The sequence below is a fragment of the Myroides sp. A21 genome (genome assembly GCF_000807225.1).
Classification (GTDB): Bacteria; Bacteroidota; Bacteroidia; order Flavobacteriales; family Flavobacteriaceae; genus Flavobacterium; species Flavobacterium odoratimimum.
In genome coordinates this window covers 227,997-250,159 of the sequence record NZ_CP010327.1, presented here as the reverse complement: position 1 = coordinate 250,159, position 22,163 = coordinate 227,997, and the positions used below count along the sequence as shown (strand labels likewise).

Here is a 22,163-nt window from a genome sequence, read left to right as displayed (position 1 = left end):
GGTACCTAGTAAGGTACTAAATAAGTTAAAACGACGTATCAGTACGATGTTCTAATAAAATGAAACATGAACAGTCATGTATAGTTAATATAGCTATATATGGCTGTTTTTTTGTTTCATTAAATGTGAAGAAATAGGTTAAAAGGAAGCATAAATGAAGTATTTTAAAAAGAATATGTTTTTTATGACTATTGTGTTTTTTACTTTCTTTTGGTTGTTTTTATGATGGTAAGTTTGTTTTTTAGGTTAAAAAATATTGATTAATGATAGTTGTTTATGTTTGTGTGTATTGTGCTGTGTGACTGTATGCGAAATATTCTTGTTTCATGTTTTTAAATATGTGACTTTTTAGATGTCTTGTTGTCTTATTTACAGAAGTTAACCATTCATTTTTGTGTAAAGTATACTTATAAGGTATATAATATATCTAAAAAATAAAGTATGATATATATCATGTAACAAAAATAGGAGCTTGAATTACCTAATAATCGGATTTTGCGATAATATTTTTAGTAATATTTACAAAATAAGGGTAATTTGGTTTATTATTTTCTTTACTTAAACATGAATGGTGAATAAAGTTTAATAATTTATTGTGTAATGGTTGTTTTTTGTTCGTCATTTTAAGTTTATATATATGATTTTCACAAAACTGATCTTGCATTGTTAAAAAATGTTTTTAAGTAAGAAATAAGTAATAAATTTGCACTGCTTTAGAGAAAAATATGAATATGCGAATATTTATATTTAAGTCCCCACTTATCTAGGCATGTACCACATATTGTATCAATATGTGGCGTATGATCTTGTGCGTTGAGGGCAGCTTCCAAAGCATTGCATTAACACCACCTAACGCATGAAATTTTTGAGTAATCCTTATAACGCAAAAAGTGATAAAGCTATCTTCGAAAAGATAGTGCAGCTAACTATTGTATTAGTGGCTTTGCAGTTTTTATTATCGCTAATTAATATTAATATTACGTTTGGATACTTCATCCTACCTATCATATACGTTATGATAAAATATGACCGTACAGAGGTCAATATCTTTAATAAATTACAATTACATTTTGTAGGTACTTTAGGAGTACTATTATTAGCTTTTAGTGAAATGACAATGCTATATGAGATTGTTAACCTACTTTTTTTGGTAGGATATCTATTTGCTATTTGTAAAAATATAAACTCAGTACACGCAAAGAACTTAAGTTATAAGGCATTTAACTTTATTAGCTTTTTTAGTTTTTATGCTGTTGCTGGTACTGTAATTTGTTTTTTCTATTTCCTAATGGATTTATTTGATAAGAGCTATGGAGTAACAAGTTCTTTCTTATTTGGTGGAATAGATTTCTTTGCTATTTTGTTTTCGACACTTACTTTGATTGTTAGTCGTTCAGAAGAAACTGTTGATAATGAAACTAAGGAGGTAACAAATAAGATTATAGAAGCTCCTGTGTTGAATGTTGTTGTTACTGATGTATTAGAGACAGAAATGAGTGGTCAAGTAGAAAGTATTATTCAATACTTCGAAAACTCAGAAGAATATTTGGATACTAATTTCTCTTTAGATCATTTAGCTAAAGAAGTTGAGATGAGTAAACATCAAGTGTCAGAAGTTATCAATCACGATATGAATACTAGTTTCTATCAGTTGTTAGCAAAGTATAGAATTAACCATGCGAAATTTTTAATAGAAAAGAAACAGAACTTGACTATTGAGGCGATAGTAGATGAGTGTGGATTCAGTAGTAAGTCAACTTTTAATAAATATTTTAAATATTTCGTTGGCCAGACACCATCAGGTTATAGAAGTTTGGTAGCGTAAGGATAAGTTATGGAAGAATATTTATACATACTTATTTTATCAGCAGCAATCGTTTTCGCATGTATATCTTACTTTATAAATAATAGATTAATTAGTAAAAGAAGTTCTCAGAGAATTTTAAATTGGTTTTTACTATTTATGATTCTTCATTGTACAGTAACTATTCTAGTGCGATTCTTTTTTGAAGAAGAAACATTTGTTTATTTAGGGATGCCGTTTGGAATATTTTATGCACCATATTTTTACTGTTGTTTTAAAACGTTTGTAAAAGAGGTTAAAGAAAATGCTGATACAGGTAAAAGTGCGATAGTATTTTTTAAAGATGACTATATTCACTTTGTACCAGGTGTTCTTTTTTTTATTGGATATATCATTACTTTATTTAATTTGGGAAGTGTTGATGTGGAGTTTTTGATTTACTACTATTTAGTTAATTATGTAGTATTAGGAAGTCAGCTAATTCTTTATGCCATTTTTGGTTATTTAGCAGTCAGTAAGTTAAATATATCTAATTCTGTACGCTTATTAGTATTGCGTGTTATTTGGATTATGGTTTTTGTGGGAATTGTTTCAATAGGATTAGTATTGTACAATGCAATTCCTAATAATGATGGTAATGTATTATATCTAGGGGTGCTGTGTTTAGCAATGACTATTTTTTTCTATTATGTAGAAAAATTGAAAAGCGATGAGGTTTATATTAACCAAAGGGAAGAGGAGAAGTCTGGAGATATAGTTGATGTAGAGCTAAACAAGTATGAGAAATCTAAGTTTGCAAACGAATTTGTAGATGAGTATAAAGAGAAAATAGAAAAAGTAATTCTTAAAGATCAATTGTTTTTAAAAACAAACTGTTCATTGGATTTAGTAGAGAAATTAACACGTATACAGAGACATCATCTGTCACAGTTCTTCTCTACTGAATACGGTAAGAATTTCAATACTTATATCAATGAGTTGCGAGTAGAATATGCTAAAGAGACATTGAAAGCTAGAGAATACAATGTTTCTGTTAGTGAATTAGGAGAAGAATGTGGTTTTAACTCAAGAACATCTTTCTTTAGAGCATTTAAAAAATATGTAGGAGTATCTCCTTCAGAGTATATTGAGAATCAACAAGTCAGAACGACAAACAACAATAATTAATTACCTCGATTTTACATAGCCAGTGTAGAATCAATCGCTACAAAAAAGTCACAACGTTTCGCCAATGTTGTGACTTTTTTTTGTTTTAAGCAGATCTGTTTTGTTTTATATAATGATATTTTACTTTCTATTTTGTGCGTTAAGAGTGTTGAAATACTGCCACGATATCATAAAAATATCAGTGGTATCTGTGTTCTTTTTTGGTAAATATGAGAGGGGACTCTAGTTGTAAGATTTACTTTTTTTATTGTAGTATTTGTGATTCAAAAAACGATTTTTGCTGTTTCAAAAGTGTGTTTTTGAGACTGTTTTTTATTTCTTTCAGGTGTTTGCCTTTTTTTTAATGAGAAATACTTATTGTTTTTGTAAGTGTCTGTTAGCGTGGTGTTAATGGTTTTTTGTTTCATGTTTCATTTTGTTGGTACGTCTTTCGAGCTAATGTTTTGGAACATTTTATCTCTCCTTTTAAGAGAAATTTGTAGCATAAATAATGCGCGTATAGAATTAAGGTGTATGCGTGTAAAATGATGCTAATAAAAACAAAACTAGGCATTGTTAATAATTTAATTATAAAAGACTACTTGATCTAAGATTCATTTGACTAGAACTTTCTTCAGTAGCATTTTTTTAAAATAAGATATTAATCATTATTGTTATGAAAAAAAGATTACTTCCTGTTGCACTTTTATTAGGAACTTTTGCTACTAATGCCCAAGTAGGTATTGGTACAGCAACACCTAATAAATCTGCAGAATTATTAATCGAGTCAAGTAATAGGGGTTTATTGATTCCTAATGTTGCATTAACTAGTGCTACTGACAGAACAACTATCACAAATGGTAATGTTCAAAGCTTGATGGTTTATGCTACAAAAATTTCTGAGAAGAAAGATATTACTCCAGGGTACTACTATTGGGATATCAATAAGTGGGTGCGTTTAACAGCGGATAAAGATATACCTCAGATAGTAGTGAATAATTTCCAAGATATTGTGAATATGGATGGTGATAAAGTACAAACTATCATCAAGAACATCGTTAAGAATACAGAAGGTAATGTTATCTATGAAGGTGATAAGTTTTATACGTTCACTAAAGATGGTGACAAAGTTGTAAAACAAGAGATAAAAGATAAATTGACTTCTATCGTGTATGATGAAGTTACTGGAGACTATATTTATTACAATGAGAATGCTGTAGATCGCAATGGCAAAATCATTGGTGAAGGTATTCGCATTAAAGTAAAAGAGACAGTTATCAATAAGTTTGGTGATATTATCAATAATAAAACTGTTCAAGATCATATCACTAATTATTTAGATGGAACTTATGTAGGTGGTAATGTTTATTATGAAGGTGATAAGCTTACTTATGTAACTAAAGAAGGAGAAAGAAAAGAGGTTTCTATTAATCAAGTTATTACTGCTAATGAAAGTAAGACTGCTATTATCACTGTAAATAAAAAGCAATATTACGTTTCTGAAGAGTATCTAGTAGCTAATAAAGGTGTAGTGCCAACTACAGTAGATGCAGCTAATTTACCAAAAGGAATCTATGCTATTGACGTTGTTGGTGGTGTTGTAAATAACTTAGAAGAGATAGTAAATAAAGGACCTGTTACTGTTGATGGGCGCACATTCAAAACAGTGAATGATTATATTACTTATTTAACAGAGTCTAAAGGTGGATTTACTAAAATTGTTTATGATCAGTCTACAGGGGATGTTATATTCCAAGAATGGGATGAAACTACTCAAAAATATTTGAATGTAGATAACTCTAAGTTTAGTACTATCGTTAAAGGTAATGAGACTTTGACTACATTGTTAGATAAAGGAGATGGTACTTTAGAGTATACTGATGAGAAAGGGAAGACAGTATCATTTGATAGCAATAAAACAACTGTTGAAACACAGAATGGTGTTTATACATTCAAAGATGGTAAAGGTGAAGTGATTACTACTATTGATACCAATGCTAAAGCTATAGGGTATGATAATACTGATTCAGGATTGAGTTCTAAAGATGTACAAAGTGCTATCGATGAAATCGTGAAATCTTTAGGATCTGGTGCAGATGTGTCTATTAAAGATAATAATAACGGAAGTTTCTCAGTAGTATCAAAAGATGGTACTGTATTAGGAACAGTTAATAAAGCAGGATTAATAGATAACACTAATGGTACTTATACATTTACTAATGGTAATGGTAAAGATGTTACTATTGATGTTCCACAATCTGTAATTAACCAGTTTGATAAAATTATCAATGGAGGACCGATTACAGTTAATGGAAATACATATACTACAGTAGAGGAGTATTTAAAAGATTTTGTTGAGAAGAACGAAACTGTAACTACGCTAAAAAACAATAATAATGGTACCTATACTTACACAAGTGAGAATGGAACAGAAACTATTATTGATATTCCATCAAGTGTAGTTAAGCAATTTGAAACTATTGTTAAACAACCTGTAACAGTTGATGGACGTGCATTCACTAATGTTGATGAATATATTAAATATGTAACTGAAACAAAAGGTGGGTTTACTAAGATTGTTTATGATCAGTCTACTGGGGATGTTATATTCCAAGAATGGAATGAGGATAAGAAAGAATGGGTTAATGTAGACAACTCTAAGTTTAGCACTATTGTTAAAGAAAATGAGACTGTTACTACATTAGTAAAAAACGTAGATGGTACTTATACTTATTATAATGAGAAACAAATAGGTGCAGATGGTCTACCATTAACAGGTGAGACAGGAGTAACTATTGATCCAAAAGAAGTATCTGTTGCTTTAAATACCACAAAGAATGTGTATGAGTTCAAAAACTCAAAGGGTGATGTAGTTGGTGAGATTGATGCGAATGCTGGTGGTATTGTATATAATGACAATTCAACTCAGTTAGGAGCAACAAATGTTCAAGGAGCGATAGAGAAGTTATTAGAAAAAATTACTACAGTAGAAGGTACTAGTGGTGATTTAGTGGTATCAGGTGGTCTTGAATTTATTGCTAAAACAACTGGAGTTAAAGCATTATTAGCAGATGCTAATATCCAAGTAGCAAATAAAGGAATCTCTACTGAGAAATTAGACGATAAAGCAGTTACTAACGAGAAGTTAGGTGAAAAGTCTGTATCAGCGGATAAGATGACTTCTTTTACTTCAGAAAATGGAACTACTAATCCTGTAGCAGAAGGACAAATCCCTGTAGCTGATGGTAAAGGAGGAGTTGCTTATAAAGAAATCTCAGGTGAGACTCTTAAAGGTAAAGCTCTTACTTCAGGTTCTATCTCAGTATTTGGTGGAGAAAAAGCTCTTTTAGATGGAACTGTTATCGAAGTTCTAGGTGGAGAGAAAGATGGTCAAGTGTTAATTACAAAAACAAAAGAAATAGTTGTTGGTAAAAATGCTGACGGTACAGATAAGAAAGAAACTCATAAAGTTACTGAATGGGTAGATCCTAAAGAATTTGTGTCAGGTACTGTAAATGCTAAGAATGGTATTACAGTTGTAAATAACGCAACAGATGGTAGTAGTGAGTTTAAATTAGGAGGTTACTTAACAGAAGCAACTGTTATCGATACTAAAGAGAACACATTAGCTATCGCTAATATGGATTTAGTAGAGAAAGGAAAAGTATTAGAGAACAATCTAGTTATTGCTGATGCTAATGGTGTGTTAAAACAAACTTCTGCTAAGAACTTGATTGAGGATGTTATCACAGATGGTAAACTTGAAGCTAAGGACTTAACTTCTCAATCTATTATCGTTAAAGGAGGAGAGAATTCTTTATTAAAAGATACTAATCTTGAGATTAAAGGAGGTACATCTGAAGGACAAGTATTAGTGTCTACACCAGAACTTGATGCTAACGGACAACCTGTAGTTGATGAGAATGGTAAAGGAGTATATATCACTAAATGGGTAAATGCTGATAAGGTAGGTGTAGAAGTTACTAATGGTATTCAAAAGATTACTGGTGATGATGGAACTATTAAATTAGGTTTAGGTGGTACTTTAACAGAGCCTAAAACTAGTATTACAACTACAGATAAAAATGTTTTAGCAATAGAGGGATTAGCTAATATTGATAAACCAGTAACTGCTGGTAACAATCTAGTTATTGCTGATGCTAATGGTGTGTTAAAACAAACTTCTGCTAAGAACTTAATTGAAGACGCTGTTGAAGCAGGTAATTTAGAAGCAAAAGCTTTAACTACAGATGGAGTTATTGTGATAGGTACTGATAGTACATCAACTACTGTTTTAGCAGATAATTCATTATTAGCTGATGTAAAATTAAACATAGGAAAAGATAAAATAACTGCAGATCATATTGCTACAGGTGCTGTAACGTCTGACGAGATATTAGATGGTACGATTAAGCCTGAAGATATGGAATCAGCTGGAAAATCTAAAGTATTAGTTACTGGAGCTGATGGTCAAGTACAGTGGATTGATCAATCAACTTTAAATAATAAAGATACTTTCACAGGAAATGCTCCAATTAGTATTGTAGAAGGTTCAACTAATACAACTGGAGGTAAAGATTATGTGATTCAGATTGCTGATGCGAATGGTACTACAGCTGGTGTTACTAAACAAGCAGAAGTAGATCCAACTATTTTATTTAAAGATGGTGTAGCGTCTGTTAATGTTGAAAATATAGCAAAAACACAAGGTAAAGCTCTTACTTCAGGTTCTATCTCAGTATTTGGTGGAGAAAAAGCTCTTTTAGATGGAACTGTTATCGAAGTTCTAGGTGGAGAGAAAGATGGTCAAGTGTTAGTTACAAAAACAAAAGAAATAGTTGTTGGTAAAAATGCTGACGGTACAGATAAGAAAGAAACTCATAAAGTTACAGAATGGGTAGATCCTAAAGAATTTGTGTCAGGAACTGTAACAGCAAAGAATGGTATTACTGTAGTAAATGATAAAGACGGTAATAGTGAGTTCAAATTAGGAGGTGCTTTAACAGAGCCTAAAACTAGTATTACAACTACAGATAAAAATGTTTTGGCTATAGAGGGATTAGCTAATGTTGAGAAGCCAGTAACTGCTGGTAACAATCTAGTTATCGCTGATAAAGAAGGTGTATTAAAACAAACTTCTGCTAAGAACTTAATTGAAGACGCTGTTGAAGCAGGTAATTTAGAAGCAAAGACATTAAAAGGAGTAGGAATTACGGTAACAGCTGGTGGTGTTGAAGGAACTGATACTTCAGTAGCTAGTTCTCTATTAAAAGATGTGACTTTAGGTATTGCTGATAAAGCAATAACAGCAGGTAAATTAGATGCTGGAACAAGTACATCAGATGCTCCTAGAGTTGGTATTGCTGATAAAAATGGAGATGTAATCTACCAAGATTTAGAGACGCAGGTTCAAAACACTCAAAAGACAGTTGTTTTAGAAAATGGTACAAATACAACTGTTTCTAGTCGAGTAGATGTAGCTAAACCAAATGAAACTATCTGGAAAGTAGATGTTGCAAATGCTGTTAAAACGGTTACTTCGGCAACATCTTTAGTAGCAGAAGATGCTATAATCCTAGTAGATGCTAATGCAGCTACAACAGATGGGATAGTTATTACTCTGCCAACTGCAAGTGAAGAAAATAGAGGAAAAAAATACACTATTAAAAAACTTGACAAGAATGAAGACGGTTATGTAGTTATTGAAGGAAACGTAGCAGGAGTAGAAAGTGGTAAAAAGCTAGAAACAGGCTTACCTTACTCTGGATGGGACCTAGTATCTGATGGTACTCAATGGCAAATCGTTAACAAATTTTAATCACCTTACTTAATTAGAAATCAAAATGAAAAAATTAATATTATCAGCTACAGTAGCTTTCACAGTTTTAACAACTTCAAATATATACGCTCAACAAGGATTCGGAACTAATACACCAGATAGATCATCTGCTGTAGATATCGTTTCGGGTAAACGTGGTTTATTGATTCCTAGATTTGATATTCCAAATTTAGACCAAGGTACTCCAGTAATTAATCCTGCTAATGCTTTAATGGTATATAATATTGGATCGAAAACACCAGCTGGTTTTTATTACTGGGATGCAAATTTTAAACACGAAGGCGGATCTAAAGGTAGATGGGTACGTTTCGTATCTTCTAACTCAGGTAGTTCAGTAACAGTTTCTGCAGGAGATAATGTGACAGTTACACCAAAACCAGATGCAAACGGACACGATATCGATTATAATGTAAGTGTAAAAGCAGGAACTGCTCCTAACCAAGTATTAGTTACTAAAAAAGAAGGTGACACATTTGTTTCAGAATGGGTTAATCCTGAGGTGTTTTTAAAAGATATAGTAGCAGGAACTAATGGTGTGAAAACAGAGGTTGTTAAAGATGATAAAGGAAATGTTATTAATACCGTTGTAAAACTAGGTGGAGATTTAACAGAGAAAACAGTTTTAAATACTGGGAAAGATAAAGAATTAGCGATAAAAGGACTTGAATTATTAACAAAAGACAATGTAGCTGGACATAATATCGTAGTAATGGGATCTGACGGTATCTTAAAGAATGTATCAGCTAAAGATTTAGTAGAAGATGCTATAGATAAAGGTGCTATTAATGGAAAAGCATTAACATCTACTGGGAAATCTATTGAAATCAAAGGAGATGCAGTTGCTACAGCTCTTTTAAAAGATGTGAATATCGAAGTTAAAGGAGGAGAGAAAGCAGGTCAAGTATTAGTTACTAAAGAAATTACAGATAGCGAAGGTAAAGTTACTCATGTAACAGAATGGGTTGATGCATCTGCTTTAGGTAATACAGTAAAGTCTGGTCAAGGTATTACAGTTAAAGATGACAACACTGTTAACTTAGGAGGTAAGATTAAAAATGATGGTACTACACCAGGTGCTATTATTGACTTAACAGATACTAAAGGTGATAAAGCGGGTGATATTGCTATTAAAGGATTAGAAGAGCTAGTAGGCAAAGAAGCTACTACTGGAAATAAATTAGATTCAGGAAGTGATAAACTTGTTATCGCAGATAAAGATGGTGTGTTAAAACAAACATCAGCTAAGAACTTAATTGAAGATGCTGTAGATAAAGGAGGGTTAACTGCTAAAACATTAACTACTGATGGTAAAATTGTTATTGGTGATAATAAATCTACTTTAGATAAATTAGATAATGCTGTTTTAGTAGCTACTCAACTAAGTATTAAAGAAGGAAGTATTACATCTACAGAGATTCTTGATGGTACAATAGCAAATGTTGACTTAGGTAGCGGAGCTGTATCAGCAGATAAAATGACTTCTAATACTACAGCTAATGGAACAGCTACTCCAGCAGGAGAAGGACAAATACCTGTAGCAGATGGTAATGGAGGAGTAACTTACCAACAAGTAACAGGAGAGTTGTTAAATGGTAAAGCATTAAAATCTGAATCAATTGTTGTAACAGGAGGAGCAAAAGCTTTATTAGATGAGACATCAATAGAAATAAAAGGAGGTACTACTGCAGGTCAAGTATTAGTTACTAAAGAAGTTAAAGATGCTGAAGGAACAGTTACAGGAACTACTACTGAATGGGTTGATGCTTCTGCTTTAGGAAATACAGTTACAGCTAGTAATGGTTTAACTAAAGAAGGTAACGATATTCAATTAGGTGGAATAGTTGATAAAAAAACTGTTTTAGCGATTGATAATACTAAAGGTGGTTCTTTAGCAATTACTGGATTAGATTCTCCAGCTAAAGATAAAACAACAAAAGTAGTTGTAGTAGATACAGATGGTAAATTAGCTACAATTGATAAAGGAGTTGGTAACGTTACAATTAATAAAGAGGGAGATGTTACTATTGGAGGAAATAATTCAGTAGTAAATAACTATCACCCTTCAATGGAAGAGATTGTTATCGAAGTTACTTTAGGCGCTACAGATACTAATCTTAGCCTACCAGCTGTTAACGGTACAGAAGGACAAACAATCAGCGTTAAGATTGTAAATGCTGATGAAAAGCACAATGGTTATTTAAATATCAAATCAGGAAGCGATGTTTTAGCTTATGGAGCTATGCCATTCCAAGGATGGATTATTAAGTCTAATGGAACGAAATGGATCGTTGTTGGACGTAACTAATAAAAAATAGAATACAAAAGATGAAAAAGACATACATAGGATTTGCCGGACTTAGTTTATTACTTTTATTAGGAACTCAAACAGTTCAAGCACAACAAGGATTCGGAACAGATAAACCAAATAAATCAGCAGCAGTAGATATACAATCCTCAAAAAGAGGATTGTTGATACCACGTGTGAATTTAAAATCAACTGTTGATGCTGTGACTATCGATAGTCCAGCTCAGTCATTGATGGTATATAATCAAGCAACTACAACAAGTGGAACTAATGATGTTACTCCAGGTTATTACTACTGGGATATAGATCGTTGGGCTCGTTTTGCTAAACAATCTGAGATTACTGAGATAGAATTAAAAGGTGATGTAACAGGTAAAACAGGAGATACAAAAGTTGTAGCTATTCAAGGAACAAGTATTTCAGATGTTGCTCCAACTGCTAATCAGGTATTAACTTATGATGTAACAGAAGGAAAATGGAAAGCGGTAAGCTTAACAGAAAATAACCTGACAAGTTCAAAAGGAATTACAGGTACTGGGATTACTGTAGGAGGTACAGATAATGGAGCAGGATCAGTATTAAAAGAGGTAACTCTTTCGATTACACACGGTGAAGCTAATCAAGTGATGGTAACTAATGCTGATGGAAATGGAACTACTTGGGTAGATCAATCAACTTTAGTTCCTACTACAACTAACGAGTTAATATCTAATGGAAACACACTTACATCTAATGTTAATGGTGTTTCTGAAACAGCTAATATTGTAAATACAATTGAAAACACTTTAGATAAAGATAATAAGTTAGTTACTACAGTTAATGGTAAATCAGGAGAAGGATTAGACTTAACACCAGCTATCGAAGCAGGACAAAAAACAACATCAGTTAAAAATGGTTCTGATAAAGTTACTGTTGTAACTACAGGAGCAGGTACAAAAGATAAAAATACAGAGTATACTGTTGATGTAGTAGAAAAAGAACTAAGCCTACAGAATATTGGAGGTCAGGTAACTAATACACAAATTACTGATGGTGCTGTAACAACAGAAAAGATCAAACCAGGTAAAAATGGAGAGGTATTAGTTACTGTAAATGATGGTGAGAAAGAAGTAACTAAATGGGTATCTCAAAAAGATATCGTTAAAGCTAACGAAACAGTTACTACTATTAAAGGAGGAACAAATATTACTGCAACTAAAGCTACAGACTCTCATGAGTACACTTTAGATGTTCCAACAGCTACTAAAGATGTAGCAGGGGTAGTAAAACCAGGAAAGGGATTAGATGTTGCTACTGATGGAACTTTAACAGTAAATTACGATACAGCTAAAAAAGAATTAGCAACAGGTAATGTTACTTCTTCTTCAATTGTTGTTAATGATGATAAAGGAAGTGTAGGTTCTACATTTAAAGATGTTACTTTAGAAATAAAAGCGGGTACTAATGGACAAGTAATGGTTACTAAAGAAGGTAAAGCTACTTGGGTAGCACAATCTGAAATAGTTCCTACAACTACTAATGCTATTAAGACTGATGGAACAAATATTGTAACAACAGTTAACAATCAAAAAGCAGAATTAACTTTAGCAGGTGATGTAGTATTAAAGAATGGTGAAACAGTTGTAGGTGGTATTCAAGGTACGCCTGTAAGTGAAACTAAACCAGCTGCTGGACAAACTTTAGTTTATAATACAACTACAAATACTTGGGAACCAGGTACACCAAATGTAGGAGTTGACAACGTTACTGATGGTAAGAATTTAACTGCTGCAGATGGAGATGCTGCAACAATTGAAGTTGTAAATGGTGGATTAAAAGCTGTATTAGTTGAGACAAGTTTAAGAGTAAAAGAAGAGTCAATTACTTCTAAAGAAATTAAAAATGGTACTATTAAACCAGAGGATGTCGCTAAAGCTGGCAAGAATCAAGTATTAGTTACTGATAGTTCTGGAGTTCCAACTTGGAAAAATCAAAATAAAGTAGCTCCTCAGTTCTTCTATATGCCAGCAGTTATTTTTGATACAAAGTCAAAAGGGACTAAATTAAGTAGAGATTTATATAAAGAGTATGTAGATCAGTTTACAGGAGGAAAAGTAGGAGTAGGAAATGCGGAATATCCTATTGCTCATGGTGCAGGTGGATATACAATGCCTTATACAGGAGGAATAGTAGGGAGTACTGATGCTCCAGCAGATATAGCTGTATTTGATAAAGGAGAGCTTCATTACTATGTGACTTATTATGACACAAAAGTATTTGCTAATTTGAGTATAGATAAAGATGGTAAGCTTACTTATGACATCATTGGTAATGCGACACCTGCCTCATATATGAATATCGTTTTTGTAATCAAATAACGAAAAATAGTTAGGTATCTTTAGCTTAAGATACTTATTAAACTAAATTATAATTACAAATATAATATGATATATAAAATTATAAATAAGATAACAATCAAAGTAGTACTTACTCTAAGTTTAGTCTTAGGAGTAAGTACCACTATGTTGGCAGATGGTTCTAGAAATCTATACCCTAGTGGTGTGAGTGGACATCGTGCTTTTTTATTAGGTAAGGGATATGCTTCACCTGAAGCAATACCTTTTCCAAATGAAGGAGCACATTACGTGTATGCTAAAGAAGGAGAAATCATCACAATGGCATCTTCTGCCCAAGGAAATGGACGTTGGGATGCTAAGGGAGGAATTAATTTATTTAATCCTGTTGGTATTGAAGTTATTAATAATCAAATAGAAGGACAAATTCCAAGTCGTTCTGCTGAATTGGCAGGGCCTAGGTTATCAGCTACTAGTCAAGGTGGATATACTCCTATTTATTATGAAGTTCCAAAAGGAGGAGAGGGAATTTATCGTGTAGAATTTGCTTCTAGAAGTACATCTGCATCTAGTGCTATAGTTAGTGCTAATGGTAATTGGATTCAAGGTAATAATGCAGCTATTGCAGCATGGGATGTGTCAGTGATTAATAAGGGTAAAACTAAGTTTATTGAGGGACGTGTTTATACTACAAATCTGAATTTTACTAATGGGAATGATAATGCTGTTGCGTATCAAAATGTTAATTTTAATGGACGTTTTTTTGTTCGTACTAATGATGGGTTTACGTATAGAGTGACTCATAAGGGGTCTTCAGGTATTGTATGGGCATTTTTTGTGAATAACAATGGTTTTTTTGATTATTACACAAAGAACTCTTTATATAAGAGTATGAATAGTGAAGCTAGTCAAGTTATTCATAATATTCATAATCCTAATACTCCAGATGATGATAGTAATATTACCCATAAGATCTACTATACATTACCTGCGGAAGATATGCCTAATAAGGCAAAAGTTGCTATTAATAGTTCATCTTATGGTTTGACTACATGGTTAAATCCTACAGTTATAGAGCCAGAAGTATCTAATGTGAAGATAGTAGGTGCTGAAGGGACAGTAGGTGTTTTTGGACATAAAGGTGGGTACATAGAGTTTGACGCTCCTATAAGTGGACAGCAGTTTACGATTGATATCATAAATAATGGATTTGTATTTAAAAAATTAGAAGGAAATACTAAAGAAGGACACAATAAAATTTATTGGGATGGAGTAGGAACAGATGGAAAAACGAAGCTAAAAGGTGTAGTTCCGGTTGATCTAAATGTACAATTACAAGGTGCTGAAGTTCACTTCCCTTTCTTTGATATGGAATATAATATAGGAGGTATAGCTATCGAATTATTAGATTATCATAATTATAATAATGTTCTATCAGATTTAGTATTTTGGGATGATAGTGATATTACAGAAGGTTTTTGGACAAAAGATCGTTGGAATCGTGATGTATGGATGGATTATACAGTAGGTGATAAAGTTAATCCTATAAAAAATACACATTTAATTCTAGGGAATAAAGGAATTAGTAGTAATATTAATGGACATAAGTGGGGAGCAAATGGTACAGGTGCTATTGGTACATTTGGTGATAAAAAGTCAATGGATACTTGGACGTTCAGAGTTGGAAATAAAAAAGAGATTAAGACAGAGGTTGTTATAAAAGAGGCTGACCTTTATACGAATATTACTTATAAAGTAGGTGGTACTAGTAAAGGACATAAAGGAGATACAGTAGATTATGTAGTGACAGCAGGTAATAAAGGACCTTCTGATATTATAGCAGATGCTAGTAAAGGAATTCATGGTGCCCCTTTTACATTTACAGTACCTCCAGGAGTGGATGTAATCAATCCAAAAGGAGTAAAAGCAACTTTTAAATGTGCGAATGGAAATGCTAAAGAATCAGTAGCACTTACTTATGATCCTCTAACGCGTACATTCCGTTCAGAATTACAAATACCTAATGGATGTACAGTTGAGTATAAAATCACGGGAGTGTTAAACGGTATGACAGGATCAATGATTGCAGAATCAACGATTATGAGACCTGCTGATGTTTCTGATCCAGATGCAACAAATGGAGACCCAAATGTGAAACCAACGAATCCACATTATGAATGTTATAATAATGATTCAGGTAATTTACCTGGAGGAAATGGATCAATAGGATGTAACAATATCAATGAAGTTGTCTTTATGGCACTTGGAGAATGTGTAGATAAGATATTGTATTTTGAAGATTTTGATCGTGGATATTGGAATGTGAATTCTGGAAGAACGGATTGGAGTCAACGAGCTTCTATTAGTATAGGAGCGAATGGAGAGATATTGAGAAATCAGGATGGTTCGATAAAAAGACAAGGCCCTAGAGGAGGAGCGACAGCATCTTATCTTTTTGCACCAGGTGTTAACGATAGTCGTTATGCAGGTGCGAATAGAAATCCTCATAGTGAAACTATCTCTGTAGCACGTATCAAAAATGGATATTACTCTGTAAATCCTCCTGGGTATGTACAGATGGGGATCCCTACAGCAGATTCTTGGCATGAAGGAATATGGGTAGAGAATGCACCAAGTAATGATCCAACTGAAGCAAATAGTAATTTTGACTGGACTCCAGCTTGGGATAATGCTAAAGCGATAAGAGATATGTCTGGAGCAGTAAATGGTTCAGCATTCTTAGTAAGAGGAGCTGCTTCAGCTGCGCAAAGTATTAAACCGTTTTATGAGTTTGAATTAGCAGAAAAAATAGAGAAAGACAGAGTTTATACTTTAGATATCTATTCTTATGTGACTTACCATGATAAAGATTATATGATCATGGATGTGTTAGATAAAGAGACTGGTCATATCTATGCATCAGTTCCATTGAAGTATGGAGGTGTTGGATTGCCAGAAGGAGCTAAGCCAGAAGGATTTAGTTTAGGATGGGTACCGTTGACAGCTAGTTTTACATTTGCTGAAGCTGCATGTGATGATGTAGTAAGTAAAAATGTGAAGATTGCTATTCGAGGAAGTCAGGATAGAGCTTTAGAAACTGGAAAAGGTTTTGGACATACTCTGATAGATAATATTACATTCTCTAAGCGTATTCAGGATCCAAGTTGTGGAATCCATGTCTCTAATATTACTTGTGCAGATGAGTGTTATCAAGACATCGTAGGTAAAGGTTTTGGATGGTTTTATAGTGCTGGAGAAAAACCAGGAGGTAGCAATGTGGTTGAGAAGTTTGAACAACCTGCTACAGATGGAGGATTTGTTGTAGATATTTATCGATTAGACAATTCTTTTAATATGGTTATTAATGGAGTGCCTCTTTATAAAGAAGAATTAGAGTTTGAAACAGGACATGCAAATAGAAATGTGCGTTTTAAGTCTGATGGAAAAAGATTTGGAGAGACAGGAACTAGTGCTGTTTGGAATGTAAATAAAAACCCTAATGGTGATGAAAGTGATAATAAACATATTGATCTGAATGATCGATTTAATAATCCTTCACCAGTTATCCGTGTTAATATTGATAAATGGGGGAATGTAACATTATGGGGAAAAAGAACTACGGATGATTCATTAGAAGAATTGGAAGTGTATGATAGATCTAATGGAAATGTAGCGGTACCGTTGCAAGTAGTACATTGGATTTCAGAAGGAACAGGTACAGATATCAATAAAGTAGATGTAACTCAAAATGTAATTGGTCAAACGATGATGTATGGTTTTGGTTATGGTCAACAGCAAAAAGAGTGTGAAACTTGTACTATAGAGAAAGAAGGGGTGTTTACAGATGAGAGTAAAGATGGATATGCACAAGTAGGAGAAACAATCTTATATACTTTCGATGTGAAAAATGCTGGTGATATGGATATAGAGGATATTGAGATTATTGATCCATTGTTTGGATTTACTATTAAGCTAGATGAGCGCACTCATTTACCAATACAAGAGGGAGTGACTTTCTCAGGTGATAAAAATAATAATGGTATTTTAAATAGAAATGAGACTTGGACGTTCACAGTATCTTATAAAGTAACGGAAGCTGATGTATTCGAAACGAAAGGGGTTTACAACCGTGCAACTGTAACAGGAGTTGGTAGATTGTCTAAATCAACACGTAATGTTAAGGAACTTTCAACAGATCCAACACCATATAAAGAAGGTGACGAAGGATGGGATGCTACTAAAGAATTTCATACTTATGTACCTTTAAAAGGGAATGGATTATTGATAACGAATCCTATGATTTATCAAAAAGTGAGATAATAGAATAATAACTGTGCTAGTCTCGCACTAGCACAGTATTTAAAAACTGAAAACTATGCAATCAAAAAAAATATATAAATCAGTTGCCTTATTAGGTTTGGCATTGCCAGCTACAGTAGTAGCACAGCAAGCTAAGAAAGACCAAGTAATGGTAAACCAAGGAAAGATTTCAGTAGCAGAAGGTGGTGTAATGTCTACTATCTATGATTTTGACAATACAAAAGAAGGGTATGTAAAGAATGATGGAACGGTTTATTACTACAGCAACTTTAACAATGACAATATTTATGATCACAGCACTAACGCCAAAGGTTCTAAAGCTGTGTTCACTCCTTTTGAAGAAGCAAAAGGAGCTCAGCATATCACTGGAAGCCAACCTTCTAATTTCTTTGATGTAGTACTAGACAACTCTACTAAAGATATGGCCTTTGACCTAAAGAACGAGGCTAACGTAAGAGGTAGTGTAGACTTTAAAGATGGTATTATTAAGGTAGACTCACTAGCAGGGATGCTAACCTTCCACCAAGGAGCGAAAGCACTTAAGCCTACAGACAGAAGCCACGCAGAAGGATATGTAGAGAAGATAGGTAATGAGGAGTTCCAATATCCTAAAGGAGATAAAGGACTATACCGTTATGCTAGAATCACTGCTCCAGATCATGTAAAGGATGCGTATGAAGGAAAGTATAACTTAGATGATAAGAACTTCTTTAGAGCGCGTAGTGCTAAGTCAGGAGTGATTAACTTACTAGATGAGCGCGAGTACTGGACAGTAGATAAAGGAAGTGATAATAGTAAAGGAGACATCATGCTGACACTGAGTTGGGATGAGCGTACGACACCTAAAGAGTTATTAGTGAACCCAGAGAAAGAATTACACATCGTACGCTGGGATGCTAAGCAACAGCTTTGGGTAGACGAAGGAGGAGTAGTGGATGTGGAGAAAAAAGAGATCACAACACCTACTAGTGTGAAGGGGTACGGATTCTTTACATTAGCTACTGTGAATACAGACTTAATCTTAGACGGAGATATCGTTATTTACAACCTTGTTTCTCCTGATGGAGATGGTAAGAATGATTACTTCATCATAGATAATATCAACAGATTCCCTAATAATACAGTAGAGATTTATAACCGTTGGGGAGTTAAGGTATTTGATACGAAGAGTTATGACAGTGCAGGTAATGTGTTTAGAGGATACTCTGATGGACGTGTTACTGTAAATAAAGGTGAGAAATTACCTACAGGTACTTATTTCTACATCGTGAGTTATGAGTATAAAGACGCTAGCGGTTCGCGTATGATTAAGAAATCGGGTTACCTACATTTAGAAAGCAATAAGTAAGAGAATATATGAATATTCAACAAAACATAAAGAAAATCGGAATCAGCCTATTCGCCTTAGGCTGCTTTTCTCAAATGCAAGCTCAACAAGATCCACAGTATACACAGTATATGTATAATGCTAATATGATCAACCCTGCTTATGCAGGTAGTAGAGGAACACTGAACGTGTTTGGGATGTACAGAACACAGTGGGTAGGACTAGATGGAGCACCTAAGACAGCGAATGTATCTGTGTCTACACCTCTTGGAGAAAGTGGATTAGGACTAGGAGTGAACTTTACCAATGATCGACTAGGAGCGATGGATGAGAATAATATCTCTGTAGATTTAGCTTATGCTATTGACTTAAATGCTGATTATAAATTAGCATTCGGGTTAAAAGCGACTGCTAACCTATTAAGTGTTGATTATACCAAGCTTAATATCCACAATCCTACTGATCCTGTAAGCCAAGAGAATCTAAACAACAAGTTTAATCCAAATATTGGAGCAGGGGTTTATCTATACTCTGACAAAGCTTATGTAGGGTTATCAGTTCCGAACTTCTTGACTACAGATCGCTACGATGATAATGATATCACGACGATGCGTCAGAAGATGCACTTCTATTTAATGGGAGGATATGTATTCGATGTGAGTGAGAACTTATTATTTAAGCCAGCCGCTTTAGTTAAGGCAGTAAGTGGTGCACCATTACAAGTAGATTTGACAGCTAACTTTTTGATGTATGACAAGTTTACTTTAGGAGCGGCTTATCGTTGGGATGCTTCAGTGAGCGCCTTGGCAGGATTCCAGGTAAATGATAATTTATTTGTAGGATATTCTTATGACTTTGAGACTACTGCGCTTCAACGTTATAACTCAGGTTCACACGAGATCTTCTTAAGATTCGAATTATTTAACCGTCGTAGTACAATTAATGCTCCTCGTTTCTTCTAATAAAAGAGGACTTAAGAAAACAAGTATGAAAAAACAGCTATTGAAAATAAGCTTATTGACAATGTTGCTTTTCGTAGGTATTAGTACTTATGGACAGAAAGTAGCAGAGAAGAAAGCGGATAAAGAATATCAAACCCAAGCTTACGTAGATGCTATTAAGATCTATGAACGCATAGCTAGCAAAGGATACACCAATGCTGATATGCTGAAGAAGTTGGCTGATGCATATTACTTTAATGGAAAATTAATAGAAGCAAATCAGTGGTATACTGAATTGTTTGAAGGTCAATACGAAGATAAAGGCAAAGAAGTGTTACCATCAGAATATTATTATCGTTACGCACAGACCCTAAAAGCTGTAGAAAACTATGATAAGTCAAAACTGATGATGGAAGAGTTCTCTAAATTAGAGGCAAACGATTCTAGAGCACAGCTTTTTGAATCTAGTAAAGACCGTTATCTAAAAGAGATAGAGAATAACTCTGATCGATACGAACTAAAGAATATAAGTGTGAACACTGCCTATTCAGATTATGGAGCAGCTTTATTAGGAAATCAATTGATTTATACTTCTGCTCGTAATACAGAACATCAGTCAGGAAAGAGATTACACGAATGGACGAACGAGAGTTTTACAAGTTTATACAGTAGTGTGATTAATGCAGACGGTACTTTTGAAGAGCCAGTGAAGTTCGCACCTGAGTTAGACACTAAAGTAAATGAAGCAACAGCTGTATTTACTTCTGATGGGAAGACGATGTATTTTACACGTAATAATACAAGTGTAAAAGGGAAGAGAAGATTAAATAAAGAGCATTCGACTTTATTAAAAATATATAAAGCGACTTTATCAGAAGAAGGTAAATGGGAGAATGTAGAAGAGTTGCCGTTTAACTCGGATAACCATAATACAGCTCACCCAGCTTTAACACCAGATGACAAATGGTTATATTTCTCTTCAGATAGAGAAGGAACTTTAGGACAATCTGATATCTTTAGAGTAGCATTATACCCTACAGGAGAATATGGTAAAGTAGAGAATATAGGGAATAAAGTAAACACAGCAGGTAGAGAAACTTTCCCATTTATATCTAAAGATCACTTCTTGTTCTTTAGTTCAGATGGGCATCCAGGACTTGGTGGTTTAGATGTCTTTGTGACGAAGATTAATGTAGATGGAAGTGTAGGTCAAGTGACGAATATGGGAACACCTATTAATAGTAGCACAGATGATTTTGCATTCTATATTGATAGTAAGACACGCAAAGGATTCGTTAGTTCTAATAGAGTGAATGGTGTAGGAGGAGATGATATTTACTTCTTTATGCAGAAAGTATGTCACCAGAGCCTAGAAGGTATTGTGTTTGATAAAGATACTCAAGAGGTATTAGCCAATGCTAAAGTAACTGTGTATGATAACTCATATAAAGTGATCGGAGAACTAATCACTGATGATAAGGGATATTATAGAATAGATGAACTAGAGTGTAGAGGGAAGTATCGCTTAAAAGCAGCAGCTGAGAAGTATAATACAGAAGAAGTAATCGTACAATTAGATGCTGTAGCTGGAGGAGTTAAAAAACAAGATATTCCTTTAGAGAAAACAGAGAAACCTATTACTAAAGATGATGATCTATTTAAGAAATTAAAACTGAATCCAATCTATTTTGATTTTGATAAATCAAATATTCGTAGAGATGCATCTATTGAATTAATGAAAGTGGTAGAAGTATTAAAAGAATACCCTACTATGAAGATAGATGTTCGTTCTCATACAGATAGTAGAGGAAACGATGATTATAACTTAAGATTGTCTGATCGCAGAGCGAAGTCTACAGTACAGTGGATTATCAGCCAAGGTATCGAGGCAAGCCGAGTGACAGGACAAGGATATGGTGAGACACAATTACAGAATAAGTGTAGTAATGGAGTGCCATGTACAGTAGAAGAACATCAGTTAAATAGACGTAGTGAATTTATTGTTACAGAATTGTAATATAATGACTTAAGTCTACGTTTATACTATATTATAAGTGTTCTTAAAAACAACAAAACAATTTTTTTTTCGACCGATCCTGCTGTAGGATTTAAAACTAACAGCATTAGCCACTAAAAGCTCCCGTAAGG

The 22,163-nt window shown here is 33.6% G+C and carries 9 protein-coding genes; all 9 read left to right on the top strand.

The window, feature by feature from the left end; translation table 11 throughout:
• Window positions 1–856: 856 nt before the first annotated feature.
• The 9 genes from MYRA21_RS01130 to MYRA21_RS01090 all read left to right on the top strand — a co-directional run bounded on the left by MYRA21_RS01130 (window position 857) and on the right by MYRA21_RS01090 (window position 22,032).
• The gene (locus MYRA21_RS01130) at window positions 857–1,825 is read left to right on the top strand and encodes a helix-turn-helix domain-containing protein (protein WP_006264349.1); all 969 of its coding nucleotides are present in this window, start codon (window positions 857–859) and stop codon (window positions 1,823–1,825) included.
• 138 nt (window positions 1,826–1,963) lie between these two features.
• Window positions 1,964–2,971: an AraC family transcriptional regulator gene (locus MYRA21_RS01125; protein ID WP_230486172.1), complete on the top strand. Its 1,008-nt coding sequence runs from the start codon at window positions 1,964–1,966 to the stop codon at window positions 2,969–2,971.
• A 655-nt stretch (window positions 2,972–3,626) separates the two neighbouring features.
• The gene (locus MYRA21_RS01120; RefSeq protein ID WP_039328352.1) at window positions 3,627–8,768 is read left to right on the top strand and encodes a hypothetical protein; all 5,142 of its coding nucleotides are present in this window, start codon (window positions 3,627–3,629) and stop codon (window positions 8,766–8,768) included.
• Between the two features lie 25 nt (window positions 8,769–8,793).
• Window positions 8,794–11,094, top strand: a complete 2,301-nt coding sequence (locus MYRA21_RS01115; RefSeq protein ID WP_006258689.1) for a hypothetical protein — start codon at window positions 8,794–8,796, stop codon at window positions 11,092–11,094.
• Window positions 11,095–11,114: 20 nt separating this feature from the next.
• Window positions 11,115–13,451 (top strand): hypothetical protein, encoded by a 2,337-nt coding sequence (locus tag MYRA21_RS01110; RefSeq protein ID WP_006258688.1) that lies wholly within the window; start codon window positions 11,115–11,117, stop codon window positions 13,449–13,451.
• A gap of 66 nt (window positions 13,452–13,517) precedes the next feature.
• Window positions 13,518–17,747 (top strand): hypothetical protein, encoded by a 4,230-nt coding sequence (locus MYRA21_RS01105; protein WP_006258687.1) that lies wholly within the window; start codon window positions 13,518–13,520, stop codon window positions 17,745–17,747.
• A 55-nt stretch (window positions 17,748–17,802) separates the two neighbouring features.
• Entirely contained in the window at window positions 17,803–19,095 is a 1,293-nt protein-coding gene (locus tag MYRA21_RS01100) for a gliding motility-associated C-terminal domain-containing protein (RefSeq protein WP_006258686.1), read from the top strand.
• Between the two features lie 8 nt (window positions 19,096–19,103).
• Window positions 19,104–20,036 carry a type IX secretion system membrane protein PorP/SprF gene (locus MYRA21_RS01095; RefSeq protein WP_006258685.1) on the top strand — a complete coding sequence of 311 codons (933 nt, stop codon included), beginning with the start codon at window positions 19,104–19,106 and terminating at the stop codon, window positions 20,034–20,036.
• 25 nt (window positions 20,037–20,061) lie between these two features.
• On the top strand, window positions 20,062–22,032 hold the full coding sequence (locus tag MYRA21_RS01090; RefSeq protein WP_039330374.1) for an OmpA family protein: 1,971 nt from the start codon (window positions 20,062–20,064) through the stop codon (window positions 22,030–22,032).
• Window positions 22,033–22,163 lie beyond the last annotated feature (131 nt).